Source organism: Pseudomonas brassicacearum subsp. brassicacearum, assembly GCF_008801605.1.
Classification (GTDB): domain Bacteria; phylum Pseudomonadota; class Gammaproteobacteria; order Pseudomonadales; family Pseudomonadaceae; genus Aquipseudomonas; species Aquipseudomonas brassicacearum.
Genome location: NZ_VZPJ01000004.1, coordinates 449,724 through 465,160, shown reverse-complemented (window position 1 = coordinate 465,160; position 15,437 = coordinate 449,724). Strand labels below are relative to the sequence as shown.

Below are 15,437 nucleotides of genomic sequence, written 5' to 3'. Positions count from 1 at the left end.
AAACCTGCGTGGGCGGGGCGCAGACCCCGCGGAGCAAGCCTGAGAGGAACACACTGTGAGTCATTTACTGGATCAACTGCGGTTTTTCAACCGTAAGCAAGGCGAGTTTTCAGACGGGCACGGCGAGACCCGCAAGGAGTCCCGGGACTGGGAGAACGTCTACCGTTCGCGCTGGCAGTACGACAAGATCGTGCGGTCCACCCATGGGGTGAACTGCACCGGTTCGTGCTCGTGGAAAATCTACGTCAAGAACGGCCTGATCACCTGGGAAACCCAGCAGACCGACTATCCGCGTACCCGCAACGATCTGCCCAACCACGAACCACGCGGCTGCCCTCGCGGCGCGAGCTACAGCTGGTACATCTACAGCGCCAACCGGCTCAAGTACCCGAAAATTCGCAAGCCATTGCTCAAGCTGTGGCGTGAAGCCCGGCAGACCCTGCCGCCGGTGGAAGCCTGGGCCAGCATCGTCGAGGACAAGGCCAAGGCCGACTCCTATAAAAGCAAGCGCGGCATGGGTGGCTTCATCCGTTCCAACTGGGAAGAAGTCAACGAGATCATCGCCGCAGCGAACGTCTACACCGTCAAGGAACACGGCCCGGACCGGGTGGTGGGCTTCTCGCCGATCCCGGCCATGTCGATGGTCAGCTACGCCGCCGGCTCGCGTTACCTGTCGTTGATCGGTGGCGTCTGCCTGAGCTTCTATGACTGGTATTGCGACTTGCCGCCAGCGTCGCCGATGGTCTGGGGCGAGCAGACCGACGTGCCGGAATCGGCCGACTGGTACAACTCCAACTACATCATTGCCTGGGGCTCCAACGTTCCGCAGACCCGTACCCCTGACGCCCACTTCTTCACCGAGGTGCGCTACAAGGGCACCAAGACCGTGGCGATCACCCCGGACTATTCGGAAGTCGCCAAGCTCACCGACCTGTGGCTCAACCCCAAGCAGGGCACCGACGCCGCGCTGGCCCAGGCCTTCAACCATGTGATCTTCAAAGAATTCCACCTGGACAAGCCGAGCGTCTATTTCACCGAATACGCCAAGCGCTACACCGACCTGCCGGTACTGGTGATGCTCAAGCCAATGCTCGGCGCCGCTCCGGGCGCGGGTTACCAGCCGGACCGTTTCCTGCGGGCCAGCGACCTGACCGACAACCTCGGCCAGGACAACAACCCGGAATGGAAAACCATCGCCATGGATGCCGCCGGCGAACTGGTTTCGCCCCAAGGTTCCATCGGCTATCGCTGGGGTGAGAAGGGCAAGTGGAACATCCTGCCCCGTGAAGGCGGCGAGGGCCGTGAGATCGACCTCAAGCTGAGCCTGATCGGCGGCGACGTCGCCGAGGTGGCGTTCCCGTACTTCGCTGGCGAAGCCCAGGAGTACTTCCAGCACGTGGCCGGTGACGCGGTGCAGTTCCGGCGGGTGCCGGTGCACAGCGTGGTACTGGCCGACGGCAGCGTGGCGAAAGTCGCCACCGTATTCGACCTGTCGGCGGCCAACCTGGCGATCGACCGTGGCCTTGGCGGCGCCAACGTTGCCAAGGACTATGACGACGCCTCGGTGCCTGGTACCCCGGCCTGGCAGGAGCAGATCACTGGCGTAAGCCGCGAGAAGGCGATCCAGATCGCCCGCGAGTTTGCCGACAACGCCGACAAGACCCGTGGACGCTCGATGATCATCGTCGGTGCGGCGATGAACCACTGGTACCACATGGACATGAACTACCGCGGGCTGATCAACATGCTCATGCTCTGCGGTTGCGTCGGCCAGACCGGCGGCGGCTGGGCCCACTATGTCGGCCAGGAAAAACTCCGTCCGCAATGCGGCTGGCTGCCCCTGGCCTTTGGCCTGGACTGGAACCGTCCGCCACGGCAGATGAACGGCACCAGCTTCTTCTACGGGCACAGTTCGCAATGGCGCCACGAGAAGATGAGCATGCACGATGTGCTCTCGCCCCTGGCCGACAAATCGCAATTCCCCGAGCACGCCCTGGACTACAACATCCGCGCCGAACGGGCCGGCTGGTTGCCGAGCGCACCGCAGCTCAACACCAACCCGCTGCACATCTGCCGCGATGCCGCCGCTGCGGGCATGGACCCCAAGGACTACGTGGTCAAGTCGCTGCAGGACGGTTCCCTGCGCTTTGCCTGCGAGCAGCCGGACAGCCCGGTGAACTTCCCGCGCAACATGTTCATCTGGCGTTCCAACCTGCTGGGCTCCTCGGGCAAGGGCCACGAGTACATGCTCAAGTACCTGCTGGGCACCAAGAACGGCGTGATGAACGAAGACATCGGCCATAGCACCGAGTGCAAGCCCACCGAAGCCGAATGGGTCGACGAGGGCGCCATTGGCAAGCTCGATCTGGTGACCACCCTGGACTTCCGCATGTCCTCGACCTGCGTGTATTCCGACATCGTCTTGCCGACCGCCACCTGGTACGAAAAAGACGACATGAACACCTCGGACATGCACCCGTTCATTCACCCACTGTCGGCCGCCATCGATCCGGCCTGGGAGTCGCGTTCGGACTGGGAAATCTACAAGGGCATCGCCAAGGCGTTTTCCGCCATGTCGGTCGGCCACCTGGGTGTCGAGAAAGACCTGGTCACCGTACCGCTGATGCACGACAGCGTCGGCGAACTGGCCCAGCCATTCGGCGGCACCGACTGGAAAAGTGCCGGTGTGGCGCCGGTCCCAGGCAAGAACGCGCCGAACCTGCAAGTGGTGGAACGCGACTACCCGAACATCTACAAGCAGTTCACCTCCCTGGGCCCGATGCTGGAAAAACTCGGCAACGGCGGCAAGGGCATCAACTGGAACACCGACACTGAAGTTAAATTCCTTGGCGAACTGAACCACAAGGAAGTCGAGGCGGGTATCAGCCAAGGGCGGCCAAAAATCGACAGCGCCATTGATGCTGCCGAAGTGATCCTGTCCCTGGCGCCGGAAACCAACGGCCATGTCGCGGTGAAAGCCTGGGCAGCGCTGTCGGAATTCACCGGCATCGACCACAGCCACCTGGCGGTGTCCAAGGAGCACGAGGCGATTCGCTTCCGTGACATCCAGGCCCAGCCACGCAAGATCATTTCCAGCCCGACCTGGTCTGGCCTGGAAGACGATCACGTGAGCTACAACGCTGGCTACACCAACGTCCATGAGTCGATCCCATGGCGCACCATCACCGGTCGCCAGCAGTTCTACCAGGATCACCCGTGGATGCAGGCGTTCGGCGAGCAACTGATGAGCTATCGGCCACCGGTCAACACCCGCACCATCGCCGGCGTGAAGGGCAAGCGCAGCAATGGCGAGACCGAGATCGTCCTGAACTGGATCACCCCGCACCAGAAGTGGGGTATCCACAGCACCTACAGCGACAACCTGCTGATGCTGACCTTGAGCCGTGGCGGACCGATTGTCTGGCTCTCGGAAATCGACGCCAAGCGCGCCGGTATCGAGGACAACGACTGGATCGAATGCTTCAACGTCAACGGCGCGCTGACCGCCCGTGCGGTGGTCAGCCAACGGGTCAAGGAAGGCATGGTGATGATGTATCACGCCCAGGAACGGATCGTGAACGTGCCGGGTTCGGAAACCACCAAGACCCGTGGCGGCCACCACAACTCGGTGACCCGCGTGGTGCTCAAGCCCACCCACATGATTGGCGGCTACGCCCAACAGGCCTACGGCTTCAACTATTACGGCACGGTCGGTTGCAACCGCGACGAATTCGTCGTGGTGCGCAAGATGGTCAAGGTCGATTGGCTCGATGGTTCCAGTGGCGATGATTTGCCGCGTCCACTGCCGACTGATATCGAGGAGAACTGAGATGAAGATTCGCTCACAAATCGGCATGGTCCTGAACCTGGACAAATGCATCGGCTGCCACACCTGCTCGATTACCTGCAAGAACGTCTGGACCAGCCGCGAAGGCATGGAATACGCCTGGTTCAACAACGTCGAATCTAAGCCTGGCATCGGCTATCCCAAGGAGTGGGAAAACCAGGACAAGTGGAAAGGCGGCTGGATCCGCAACGCTGACGGTTCGATCAACCCGCGCATCGGCGGCAAGTTCCGCGTGCTGGCGAACATCTTCGCCAACCCGGACCTGCCGAGCCTGGACGATTACTACGAGCCGTTCGACTTCGACTACCAGCACCTGCACACCGCACCGCTGGGCGAGCACCAGCCCACCGCGCGACCACGCTCGGTGGTGTCCGGCAAGCGCATGCAGAAAATCGAATGGGGCCCGAACTGGGAGGAAATCCTCGGCACTGAATTCGCCAAGCGGCGCAAGGACAAGAACTTCGACAAGATCCAGGCGGACATCTACGGCGAGTACGAAAACACTTTCATGATGTACCTGCCGCGCCTGTGCGAGCACTGCCTGAACCCGGCGTGCGCGGCGTCGTGCCCGAGCGGAGCGATCTACAAGCGCGAAGAGGACGGCATCGTCCTGATCGACCAGGAGAAGTGCCGCGGCTGGCGCATGTGCATCAGCGGCTGCCCGTACAAGAAGATCTACTTCAACTGGAAGAGCGGCAAGTCGGAAAAATGCATCTTCTGCTACCCGCGCATCGAAGCCGGGATGCCGACCGTCTGCGCTGAAACCTGCGTTGGCCGCATCCGTTACCTCGGCGTGTTGCTGTATGACGCCGATCGCATCAGCGAAGTGGCAAGCACCGCCAATGAGCAGGACCTGTACGAGAAACAACTGGAGATCTTCCTCGACCCGAACGACCCGGCGGTGATTCGCCAGGCCCTGGCCGATGGCGTGCCGCAGTCGGTGATCGATTCGGCGCAACGCTCGCCGGTCTACAAAATGGCCGTGGACTGGAAACTCGCACTGCCGCTGCACCCGGAATACCGCACCTTGCCAATGGTCTGGTACGTGCCGCCACTGTCGCCGATCCAGAACGCTGCCACGGCCGGCACCGTGGGCATGAACGGGGTGATCCCGGACGTCGACAGCCTGCGTATCCCGCTGCGCTACCTGGCGAACATGCTCACCGCCGGTGATGAAAAGCCGGTCAAGCTTGCGCTGAAACGCTTGCTGGCGATGCGTGCCTACAAGCGTTCCGAGCAGGTCGACGGCGTGCAGGACCTGCAAGTGCTGGCCGACGTCGGCTTGAGCGTGAACCAGGTGGAAGAGATGTACCGCTACCTGGCCATCGCCAACTACGAAGACCGTTTCGTTGTGCCAAGCGCCCACCGCGAAGACGCCATGAGCGACGCGTTCGCCGAGCGTTCCGGGTGCGGTTTCAGCTTTGGCAGCGGTTGCAGTGGCAGCTCCGACACCAACATGTTCGGTGGCAAGAAGGCCAACCGCCGCGACGTGATCAAAACCGTGCAGTTGTGGGAGGAATGAGCATGCGCATTCTCAAGGTGATTTCGTTGCTGCTCGACTACCCGACCGAGACCCTGGTGGCCGGTCGGGATGAGCTGGAACAAGCGATTCTCCAAACGCGGGAAATCAGTCCGAACCAGCGCGCCGGGTTGTTCGAGTTGCTGGAGGTGATCTGCGGCAAGGACCTGATGGATGGCCAGGAGCACTACGGTGCTCTGTTCGGCCGCGGTCGCTCGCTGTCGCTGCTGCTGTTCGAACATGTCCATGGCGAATCCCGCGACCGGGGCCAGGCCATGGTCGACATGATGGCCCAGTACGAAGAGGCCGGTTTCGCCATCGGCGTCAAGGAACTGCCCGACTACATCCCGCTGTACCTGGAGTTTCTGTCCACCCGCGAAGACCTCGAGGCCCGCGAGGGCCTGGCCGATGTCGCGCACCTGCTGGCCTTGCTCGCGGCGCGCCTGGACGAGCGTGAAAGCGCCTACGCCAGTTGCTTCCGGGCCTTGCTGCAAATCGCCGGGGCCGAGCCCCAGGTGGCCGTGGCCGAGTTGCGTGAGCAAGTGAAGGCCGAACCACGGGACGACTCCCTCGAAGCCCTGGACAAGATCTGGGAAGAAGAGGCAGTGGATTTCATGAAGGCCGAACAGCAGGACCGTTGCAGTTCACTGCCCAGCGCGCCGGGCAAGGCGCGGGACGAAAGTGCGGTGCCGCTGCACTGGGTGGATTTTCAGCATGAAGGGCTGGCCGCAGCGCCAGCCGGGGAGGTGGGCAATGTCTAAATGGGATCTGTTGTTGTTCGGGGTCTACCCCTATGTCGCCTTGGCGATTTGCCTGCTTGGCAGTTGGGCACGCTTTGATCTGTCCCAGTACACCTGGAAGGCAGGTTCCAGCCAGATGCTGAACAAGCGCGGCATGCGCGTGGCCAGCAACCTGTTTCACATCGGTGTGCTGTTCGTGCTGGCCGGGCACTTCGTCGGCCTGCTGACACCCTCGGCGATCTACCACCATGTGCTGAGCACCGAGAACAAGCAGTTGCTGGCGATGGTTTCCGGCGGTTTCTTCGGCGTACTGGGCCTGATCGGCCTGGTGATGCTGCTCAACCGTCGCCTGACCGACCCACGGGTTCGCGCCACCTCCAATGTCTCGGACATCCTCGTGCTGGTGGTGCTGCTGGTGCAACTGGTACTGGGGCTGATGACCATCGTGGCGTCCACCGCCCATATGGACGGCTCGGTGATGGTGATGCTGGCCGATTGGGCCCAGAACACCGTGCTGTTGCGTCCGGTCGACGCCGCTACCTCGATAGCGCCGGTGGGCCTGGTCTACAAGCTCCACGTGGTGCTGGGCCTGACCCTGTTCGTGCTGTTCCCGTTCACCCGTCTGGTCCATATCGTCAGTGCGCCGGTCTGGTACCTGGGGCGTCGTTATCAAATCGTTCGGCAGAAGTTTTGAGGAGAAGATCATGGCGAGTGGATGCGGATGTGGCGGTAGTGGTGGCGGCAGCGGCGGCTGCGGTTCTTCGGCAAAAGCGGCACCGGTGATCGCGCCGCTGGCCGATGCCGAACCGGCGGGGGCGGTGCAGTTCGAGCCGGCCCAGGCCGGGCCGGTGGCGGAGGATGAAGCGCCACAGTTGATTGCCAGCAGTGAGCAAGAGTGGCCGATCATCAGCGTCAACGGGGTGTCGGTCACCCCGCAGGCGATGGCCCAGGAGCTGCAATATCACCCGGCTGACAGTCGCGAGGATGCGGTCTACCAGGCCGCTCGGGCGCTGGTGATTCGCGAATTGCTCCAGCAGCGTATCGCCGAGCTTGGCCTGGCGTTGCAGGTCGGTGCCGGGGAAAACGAAGAGGAGGCGGCGACGCGGTTGTTGCTCGAACGCGAGGTGCTGGTGCCACAGTGCGACGAGGCCACCTGCCTGCGTTATTACGAAAGCAACCGGGCGCGCTTTCACAGCGCACCGTTGCTGGCGGTGCGGCACATCCTGCTCGAGTGTGCGCCGGACGATGCCGAGGCGCGCAGCCTGGCCCATGTACAGGCCGAGCTGCTGCTGGAGCGGCTGGACCAGTTCCCGGGCAGTTTTGCCGAGTTGGCGCTGAAGCATTCGGCGTGTCCATCCAAGGAGCAGGGCGGCTCGCTGGGGCAGATCAGCAAGGGCCAGACCGTGCCTGAACTGGAGCGCCAGTTGTTCACCCTGCCGGCGGGCCTGGCTGGTAAACCGCTGGAAAGTCGTTACGGCTGGCACGTGATCAGCATCGACCAGCGAATCGATGGCCAGCCATTGCCGTATGAGGCAGTGGCGACGGCGATTCGTACCCAGTTGCAGCAGGGCGTGTGGCAAAAAGCGCTGGTGCAGTACCTGCAAACCCTGATCGGTGCGGCGGATATTCGCGGCATTCACCTTCAGGGCGCCGACTCGCCGCTGGTGCAGTGAACACGGGCTCAATCGGGAGATCTTCATGAACGCGGTGTTGCAGGACGGATTTGGGCGCCAGATCGATTATTTGCGGATGTCGGTGACCGATCGTTGTGATTTTCGTTGTGTGTATTGCATGGCGAAAAACATGACTTTCCTGCCGCGTCAGCAAGTGTTGACCCTGGAGGAGTTGCAGCGCCTGGCGCGGCTGTTCGTCGGCCTGGGGGTGAAGAAAATCCGCCTGACCGGTGGTGAGCCGCTGATCCGTCCAGGCATCGTCGGGCTGTGTCGCGAGATCGCGGCATTGCCCGGCCTGCGGGAACTGGTGATGACCAGCAACGGCTCGCAGCTGGGGCGACTGGCCCAGCCGCTGGTCGAGGCCGGGGTCAAGCGCATGAACATCAGCCTCGACAGCCTGGACGGCGATCGTTTTCGGGCGATCACCCGCAACGGCAACCTGGACCAGGTGCTGGCCGGCATCGAAGCGGCGAAGGTCGCCGGGTTCGAGCGGATCAAGCTCAACTGCGTGGTGATGAAAGGGCGCAACTTCGATGAAGTCCCGGCGTTGGTGCAATACGCCATTGAGCAGCGCATCGACATCAGCTTCATCGAGGAAATGCCGCTGGGGGAGGTCGGGCGTTCCCGGGGCGAGTCGTTCTGTTCCAGCGATGAGGTACGGGCCGAAATCGCCCGCCATCACCGGCTGCTCGACAGCACCGAAAACAGCGGCGGGCCAGCGCGCTATGTGCGCCTGGAGCGTCATCCGGACACCCGGATCGGTTTCATTTCGCCCAACACCCACAACTTCTGCGCCAGTTGCAACCGCGTGCGCATGACCGTCGAAGGGCGCTTGCTGTTGTGCCTGGGACAAGAGGACTCCCTCGACCTTCGCGGCTTGCTGCGGCGTTATCCGCTGGACGACCAACCGGTGATCCAGGCGGTGCAACGGGCGTTGCGTGGCAAGCCACTGCGCCATGACTTCAACCCGGGTGGGGAAGTGCAGATCGTGCGGTTCATGAACATGAGTGGGGGGTGAGCAGTACACAGGTCCCACAAAGGGACCTGTGGTGGATACAGACCTTGCAGTCACCCCGAAACCAATGTGGGAGCGAGCTTGCTCGCGATGACGGTGGGTCAGCTTGCATTGATGTTGAATGTGCTGGCCTCTTCGCGAGCAAGCCCGCTCCCACAGGGGATCTATGGTGCTTGCAAAAATGACTTTTCGAGCCTGAATGTGGGTCGCTTCCGATTCTTGATGTCGATCAATTGCAACCCTGCCTTTTGCCCGTACTCTCCACTGCATATTGTGTTTGAAGATCTCAAAAAGCCTATATGTAGTGTCTGGAGCCAAAATGCAGAGCACGTTGATCTCAGTAGGATGTAACCGCTTGCACAAGCGCGATGGCAGTGTGGTTGCCTTTGATGCGGACAAGATCCGCCAGGCGTTGATCGCCGCTGGCAAGGCCACCGGCGAATATGCCGAAGTCGAGGCCGAGGCGTTGCTGGAGGCGGTGTTGGCGCGGTTGGAAGGGCAGACGCGGTTGAACGTCGAGCAGATCCAGGACCGTGTCGAACGGGTACTGATGGACGCCGGTTTCTTTCTCTCCATGCGCGCCTACATCGTGTATCGCGAGCAACACGGACGCCTGCGTCGGGATCGTCGCACACTGGTGGAAGTCGCCACGTCGATGAACGAATACCTGGACCGCGAAGACTGGCGTGTGCAGGCCAACGCCAACCAGGGGTATTCCCTCGGCGGGTTGATCCTCAACGTTTCGGGCAAGGTCACCGCCAACTACTGGCTCGACGAGGTCTACAGCCAGGCCATCGGCGAGGCGCACCGCGAGGCTGACCTGCATATCCACGACCTGGACATGCTCGCCGGCTACTGTGCCGGCTGGTCCTTGCGCACCTTGTTGCACGAAGGCCTCAACGGCGTGCCGGGGCGGGTCGAGGCCGGGCCTCCCAAGCATCTGAGCAGTGCCCTGGGGCAGATGGTTAATTTTCTTGGCACTCTGCAGAACGAATGGGCCGGCGCCCAGGCGTTCAGCTCGTTCGACACTTATCTCGCGCCCTATGTGCGCAAGGACCAGCTCAGCTACGACGAAGTCCGCCAGTCGTTGCAGGAGTTCATCTACAACCTCAACGTGCCGTCGCGCTGGGGCACGCAAACCCCGTTCACCAACCTGACGTTCGACTGGGTCTGCCCACAGGATCTGCGCGAACAGATCCCGATCATCGGCGGCGAAGAGATGCCGTTCGCCTACGGTGACCTGCAAACGGAAATGGAACTGATCAACCGCGCCTACATCGAGGTGATGCAGGCCGGCGATGCGAAAGGCCGGGTGTTCACCTTCCCGATCCCGACCTACAACATCACCCACGACTTCCCGTGGGACAGCGAGAACGCCGACCGGCTGTTCGAAATGACTGCCCGCTACGGCTTGCCGTATTTCCAGAACTTCCTCAATTCGGACATGCAACCCAATCAGGTGCGGTCGATGTGCTGCCGCTTGCAACTGGACGTGCGCGAGTTGCTCAAGCGTGGCGGCGGGCTGTTCGGCTCGGCGGAACAGACCGGTTCCCTGGGCGTGGTGACGATCAACTGCGCCCGCCTGGGCTATCTGTACAAGGGCGACACCAGTGCGTTGCTGCAACGCATCGATACCCTGATGGAACTGGCGAAAGAGAGCCTGGAGGTCAAGCGCAAGGTCATCCAGCATCATATGGATGCCGGTTTGTACCCCTACACCAAGCGCTACCTGGGCACCTTGCGCAATCACTTCTCCACCATCGGCGTGAATGGCCTGCACGAAATGCTGCGCAATTTCACCGATGACCAGCAAGGCCTGCACACCGAGCAAGGCCGGGAATTCGCCCTGAAACTGCTGGATCACGTGCGGGCCACGCTGTTGCGATTCCAGGAGGAAACCGGCCACCTCTACAACCTCGAAGCCACGCCTGCCGAGGGCACCACGTACCGCTTCGCCAAGGAAGACCTCAAGCGCTACCCGGACATCTTGCAGGCCGGCAGCCCGGTCGCACCGTACTACACCAACTCGTCGCAACTACCGGTGGGCTTCACCGAAGATCCGTTCGAAGCCCTGGAGCTGCAAGACGAACTGCAATGCAAATACACCGGCGGCACCGTGTTGCACCTGTACATGGCCGAGCAGATTTCCTCCACGCAGGCCTGCAAGCAGTTGGTGCGCAAGGCCCTGGGACGTTTCCGCCTGCCGTACCTGACCATCACGCCGACCTTTTCCATCTGCCCGGTGCACGGTTACCTGGCCGGCGAACACGAGTTTTGCCCCAAATGCGACGAGGCCTTGCTGCTGCAACAACAGCGCCAGGGCAGCGTTCACTGATCCGATCCATCGACCGCAAGGAGCTTCACCCATGAATGCATCGCAAAGCCTTCCACAAGCACAGCGTCAACGTTGCGAAGTCTGGACCCGAGTGATGGGTTATCACCGTCCGGTGGCGGCCTTCAACCCAGGCAAGCAGTCCGAGCACCGCGAGCGGGTGCACTTCACCGAACGCGCGGCCGGGCGTCCATGAGTCGAGTGCTACGGGTCGGGGGCATGGTGCCCCTGACCACACTCGATTATCCGGGCCAACTGGCGTGCGTGCTGTTTTGCCAGGGCTGTGCCTGGCGTTGTCGTTATTGCCATAACCCGCAACTGATCCCGCCGCGCGGTAGCGAGGAGGTGGATTGGTGCCGGGTATTGGCGTTCCTGCAACGCCGTCAGGATCTGCTCGACGCCGTGGTGTTCAGCGGCGGTGAGCCAACCTTGCAGGACGGCCTGGCGCCGGCCATGGAGCAAGTGCGGCAGATGGGCTTTCGCATCGGCCTGCACAGCGCCGGCATCAAGCCGGCGGCCTTCGCCAAAGTGGTCGGGCTTGCCGACTGGGTGGGTTTCGACGTCAAGGCCTTGCCCGAGGATGCCCTGGACGTGACCCGGGTCGAAGGCAGCGGTGCCGCCAACTGGCGCAGCCTCGACCACCTGCTGGCCAGCGGCGTGGATTATGAATGTCGCACAACGGTGCACTGGCACCTGTTCGACCCCGAGCGGTTGCTGACCCTGGCCCGACGCTTGAGCGAACGCGGCGTCACGCGGTTCGCCGTACAACTGGTGCGCACCGCGCGGATGCTCGATCCCCACCTTTCCAGCGTTTCGGCACAAGCCTTGCAACCTGAGCTGTGGGCCGCCATGCGCGAGTTGTTCCCCTCGTTCGTCTTACGCAGTTGAGCGAGCGCCGGGATGAACGACCGACAGCGGCCCGGGATGACTGGGCCGCACTTTTTCAAGGTTTTCAAATGCGCTGCCACCCGGCAGGTAGTTGAACAGGGAGCATTTGATATGACCAGATTCACCACTGCCCAACGCATCGTGATCGGCTTTGCCATCGCCCCACTGGCCTTGATCGCCTTGGCGCTTTACGCCTTGAGCGACCTGGCGATGCTGCGCGACCAGGCCGAGCAGATCATCAGGCAGGATTGGCCGAAGATCGACCCGATCATGGTGATCGCCACGGGCGTGCGCGATAACGCCAGGAATACCCGGGACTTGTTGATCGACAAGAACAACGCGCAAGTCCAGCAATCCATCGACGCCACCCGGCAGCGGATTACCCAGGCCTTCGCCACGCTGGAGCCGTTGTTCGATCAGCCTGAAGGCAAGGCCGCGTATGCCGAGTTGAAAAAGCGTCGCGAGGCCTATGTGGCGGCTTTCGTCCAGGTGCAGGCGTTGATCCGCCAGGGCGCGACGGAGGAGGCGATGACGCAGCTCAAGCAAGGGGTGATTCCGGCGGAGCTTGAGGTGTACAAAAGCCTCGAAGGGATCATGGCGATGCAGGGCAAGGTCTTTGTCGAACGTGAACAGCAGGCCCAGGCACGCTACAACGATGCGCGGCGCAACATGTTGGCGTTGGTGCTGGCTTGCCTGGCCCTGGTAACGACCGTGGCGGTCCTGGTGACCCGCAGCGTGACCCGTCCCCTGGGCGGTGAACCGAATGACGCGGCGCGGCTGCTTAATCTCATCGCCCAGGGCGACCTGACGATCCGCGTGCCCGTGGGCGTTGGCGCCAATGACAGCGTGATGAGCAACATGCACGACATGCAGCAGAGCCTCAACAGCATGGTCCGGCACATTGCGGCCTCGGTGGATCGGGTGGCCAGTTCCTCCGAAGAACTGAGCGCGGTGAGCAGCCAGACCAGCAGCACCTTGCAGTTGCAAGGGCATGAAATCGAACAGGCTGCCGCGGCCGTGAACCAGATGACCGCTGCGGTGGATGAAGTGGCGCGCAATGCGGTGAGCACCAGCGAAGCCTCGCGAGTGTCCGAGCAAACGGCCCAGCGCGGTCGTGAACAGGTCCAGGAAACGGTGGCTTCCATTACCGCGCTGGCCGAAGGTGTGACGGACAGTTCCGGGCGAATCCAGCAATTGGCCGGGCGGGTCCAGGACATCAGTTCGGTGCTGGACGTGATCCGCAGCATCGCCGAACAGACCAATCTCCTGGCACTGAACGCCGCCATCGAAGCCGCCCGCGCCGGTGATGCCGGGCGTGGTTTTGCAGTGGTGGCCGATGAAGTCCGGGCGTTGGCCCATCGGACCCAGGATTCGACTCGGGAAATCGAGGGCATGATCGGTAACATCCGCCTGGACAGCGGGCATGCGGTGAGCTCCATGCAGAACAACAGCGAACTGGTGCAAGCCACGCTGCTAGTGGCCCAGCGCTCCGGCGATGCCCTGGATGAAATCGCCCATTCGATCTCGCAGATCAACGAGCGCAACCTGATGATCGCCAGCGCCACGGAACAGCAGGCGCTGGTGGCGCGAGAGGTGGATCGTAACCTGGTGGGCATTCGCAACCTGTCCGAACAAGTCATGCTGGGCGCCCGGCATACCGATACGGCGGGCCAGGACCTGGCGCAGATGGCCGGGTCACTGCATGAGACGGTGGCGCGGTTCAAGGTCTAGATCGCTTATTGCGGGGCGAGATGTCCCTGGAAAAGATGGCTAAATAAATCATCCAAGACAGTTGCTCCCATAAGGACCTTGTATCGTGTCCGGATGCTGTGAGCCCCCACAATCCCCTGTGGGAGCGAGCCTGCTCGCGAAAGCGTTGGGTCAGCGTGTGGTGATGTGCAGTGCTGGCGTCATCGCGAGCAAGCTCGCTCCCACGGAGCAATGCCTTCGTTCGGGCATGCCGAGCCTAGGCGAGGCACCAAGTGGTGGGGCAAAAGCGTTTTGCTTACTTTTGACTGGGCCGGCTTCCGAGCTTTTCAAAAGTGAGCCGCCGTCAGGGCGGAACCATAAGCAGCCGTGACCTAAATAACGGATATTCACCCCAAGTCAGGAATGCTCCACAACCGGATTCGTAGCCCTCAACCGCGGCCCGACCGAACGACGAACCACACTAAGAACAGCCAACGTCGCAACCACCAACCCAGGCGAAGTCGCCAGCAATACGGCCGTGGTCCCACCCCCTGCCGCCAGGATCTGCCCTGCAGCCAGAGGCCCGGCCACCGACCCCAGGCGTCCGATGGCCACCGCCGCACCAACCCCCGTCGCACGTACGGTCGTAGGGTAGGAGGGCGGAGCCAAGGCGTAGAGGACCAATTGCGCAGCCATGACAAACAACCCAGCGGCGAACCCGGCAATGGCCATCGGCACGATACCGACCGACAACCCGACCCCGGCCAGGGCGCTCAGCAGACCGGCATAGACGAACAGCACCACCTTGATGCCATTGCAACGGTCCAGCAACAGGCCGCCGAGCAACGAGCCAAGAGCACCGCCGATATTGAACAGCATCTGCACCAGGCCGGCCTGGGGTTTGCTGAAGCCCTGCTCCAGCAGCAACGATGGCAGCCAGTTGAGCAACATGTACATCACCGTCAGGGTGAAGAAATAACTCAGCCACAGCGCCAAGGTGGTGCGGCCGCGACCTTCACCGAACAGCGCCTGGGCGGTGGAGCCGCGCGATGAGCCGCCATCCTGCGCCTGGCGAAAGACGCTCGATTCGGGGAGCCACAGGAGCATCAGCGGGACCACCAGCAAGGGCGCGAGCCCACCGATGAAAAACGTCATCTGCCAGTGCTCGCCAAACAACATGGCGACCACTGCCGCCAATGCACCACCCAACGGAACGCCGGCATACATCACGCTGATAGCCGTGCCCCGGCGCTGCTCGCCCACGGCTTCGGCGCACAGGGCAATGAGGTTGGGCAGGGCGGCGCCCAAGCCCAGGCCGGTCATGAAACGCACCAGCAAGAGGCTGGAGAAGTGTTCGACATAAGCGGTGCCGAGGGAAAACACGCCGAACAGCAAGACAGCGGTGACGAGGATTTTCTTGCGACCGATGCGATCAGCGATCCAGCCACCGAAGAACGCACCTGGCAACAGCCCTATGATCCCGGCGCTGAATACCCAACCCATCATTTTCGGGTCGAGGGCAAACGTCTGTCGCAGACCTGCGGCTGCGGTACCGGCTGACTGAAGGTCGAAACCCTCGATCAGCGCGACGATGAAACACAAGGCGATGGTCAGCGTCGCACGACGCGCCGGACGGTTCATGGCAAATCCTCTTATTGTTTTTGTGAGGGACACCGGCTCGGAGGATAGCCGGTAGGTGCATTTAAGATTAACAAAGCTAACTAAAAAATGAAG

Annotated in this window: 11 protein-coding genes; 10 read left to right on the top strand and 1 reads right to left on the bottom strand. The window is 62.1% G+C overall.

The features are described from left to right. Positions 1 to 55 precede the first annotated feature (55 nt). From F7R20_RS13130 to F7R20_RS13085, 10 genes are all read left to right on the top strand, one after another. Entirely contained in the window at positions 56 to 3,829 is a 3,774-nt protein-coding gene (locus F7R20_RS13130) for a nitrate reductase subunit alpha (protein ID WP_003202451.1), read from the top strand. A 1-nt stretch (position 3,830) separates the two neighbouring features. Beyond that, positions 3,831 to 5,369, top strand: a complete 1,539-nt coding sequence (gene narH / locus F7R20_RS13125; protein ID WP_003202449.1) for a nitrate reductase subunit beta — start codon at positions 3,831 to 3,833, stop codon at positions 5,367 to 5,369. 2 nt (positions 5,370 to 5,371) lie between these two features. Then, positions 5,372 to 6,127, top strand: coding sequence for a nitrate reductase molybdenum cofactor assembly chaperone (gene narJ / locus F7R20_RS13120; RefSeq protein ID WP_013693501.1), 756 nt, complete (start codon positions 5,372 to 5,374; stop codon positions 6,125 to 6,127). Continuing rightward, on the top strand, positions 6,120 to 6,800 hold the full coding sequence (gene narI / locus F7R20_RS13115) for a respiratory nitrate reductase subunit gamma (protein ID WP_003202444.1): 681 nt from the start codon (positions 6,120 to 6,122) through the stop codon (positions 6,798 to 6,800). The genes narJ and narI overlap by 8 nt, the downstream gene beginning before the upstream one ends. Positions 6,801 to 6,810: 10 nt before the next feature. Further along, positions 6,811 to 7,779: a peptidylprolyl isomerase gene (locus F7R20_RS13110; protein WP_003202442.1), complete on the top strand. Its 969-nt coding sequence runs from the start codon at positions 6,811 to 6,813 to the stop codon at positions 7,777 to 7,779. Between the two features lie 25 nt (positions 7,780 to 7,804). After that, positions 7,805 to 8,797 (top strand): GTP 3',8-cyclase MoaA, encoded by a 993-nt coding sequence (moaA, locus tag F7R20_RS13105; protein ID WP_003202440.1) that lies wholly within the window; start codon positions 7,805 to 7,807, stop codon positions 8,795 to 8,797. 316 nt (positions 8,798 to 9,113) lie between these two features. Continuing rightward, on the top strand, positions 9,114 to 11,129 hold the full coding sequence (locus tag F7R20_RS13100) for a ribonucleoside triphosphate reductase (protein ID WP_003202438.1): 2,016 nt from the start codon (positions 9,114 to 9,116) through the stop codon (positions 11,127 to 11,129). Between the two features lie 31 nt (positions 11,130 to 11,160). Continuing rightward, entirely contained in the window at positions 11,161 to 11,322 is a 162-nt protein-coding gene (gene nrdD / locus F7R20_RS13095; RefSeq protein ID WP_003202433.1) for an anaerobic ribonucleoside-triphosphate reductase, read from the top strand. After that, complete coding sequence (locus tag F7R20_RS13090; RefSeq protein WP_032833023.1) at positions 11,319 to 12,014, top strand: anaerobic ribonucleoside-triphosphate reductase activating protein; 696 nt, start codon at positions 11,319 to 11,321, stop codon at positions 12,012 to 12,014. Before nrdD ends, F7R20_RS13090 begins: the two co-directional genes overlap by 4 nt. A 111-nt stretch (positions 12,015 to 12,125) precedes the next feature. Then, positions 12,126 to 13,745 carry a methyl-accepting chemotaxis protein gene (locus tag F7R20_RS13085; protein ID WP_081352559.1) on the top strand — a complete coding sequence of 540 codons (1,620 nt, stop codon included), beginning with the start codon at positions 12,126 to 12,128 and terminating at the stop codon, positions 13,743 to 13,745. A gap of 375 nt (positions 13,746 to 14,120) precedes the next feature. Here F7R20_RS13085 and mhpT read toward each other — a convergent pair whose 3' ends face one another. Further along, a complete protein-coding gene (gene mhpT, locus F7R20_RS13075; protein WP_003202426.1) occupies positions 14,121 to 15,344 on the bottom strand; it encodes a 3-(3-hydroxy-phenyl)propionate transporter MhpT in 1,224 nt (407 codons plus the stop codon). Positions 15,345 to 15,437: the final 93 nt, after the last annotated feature.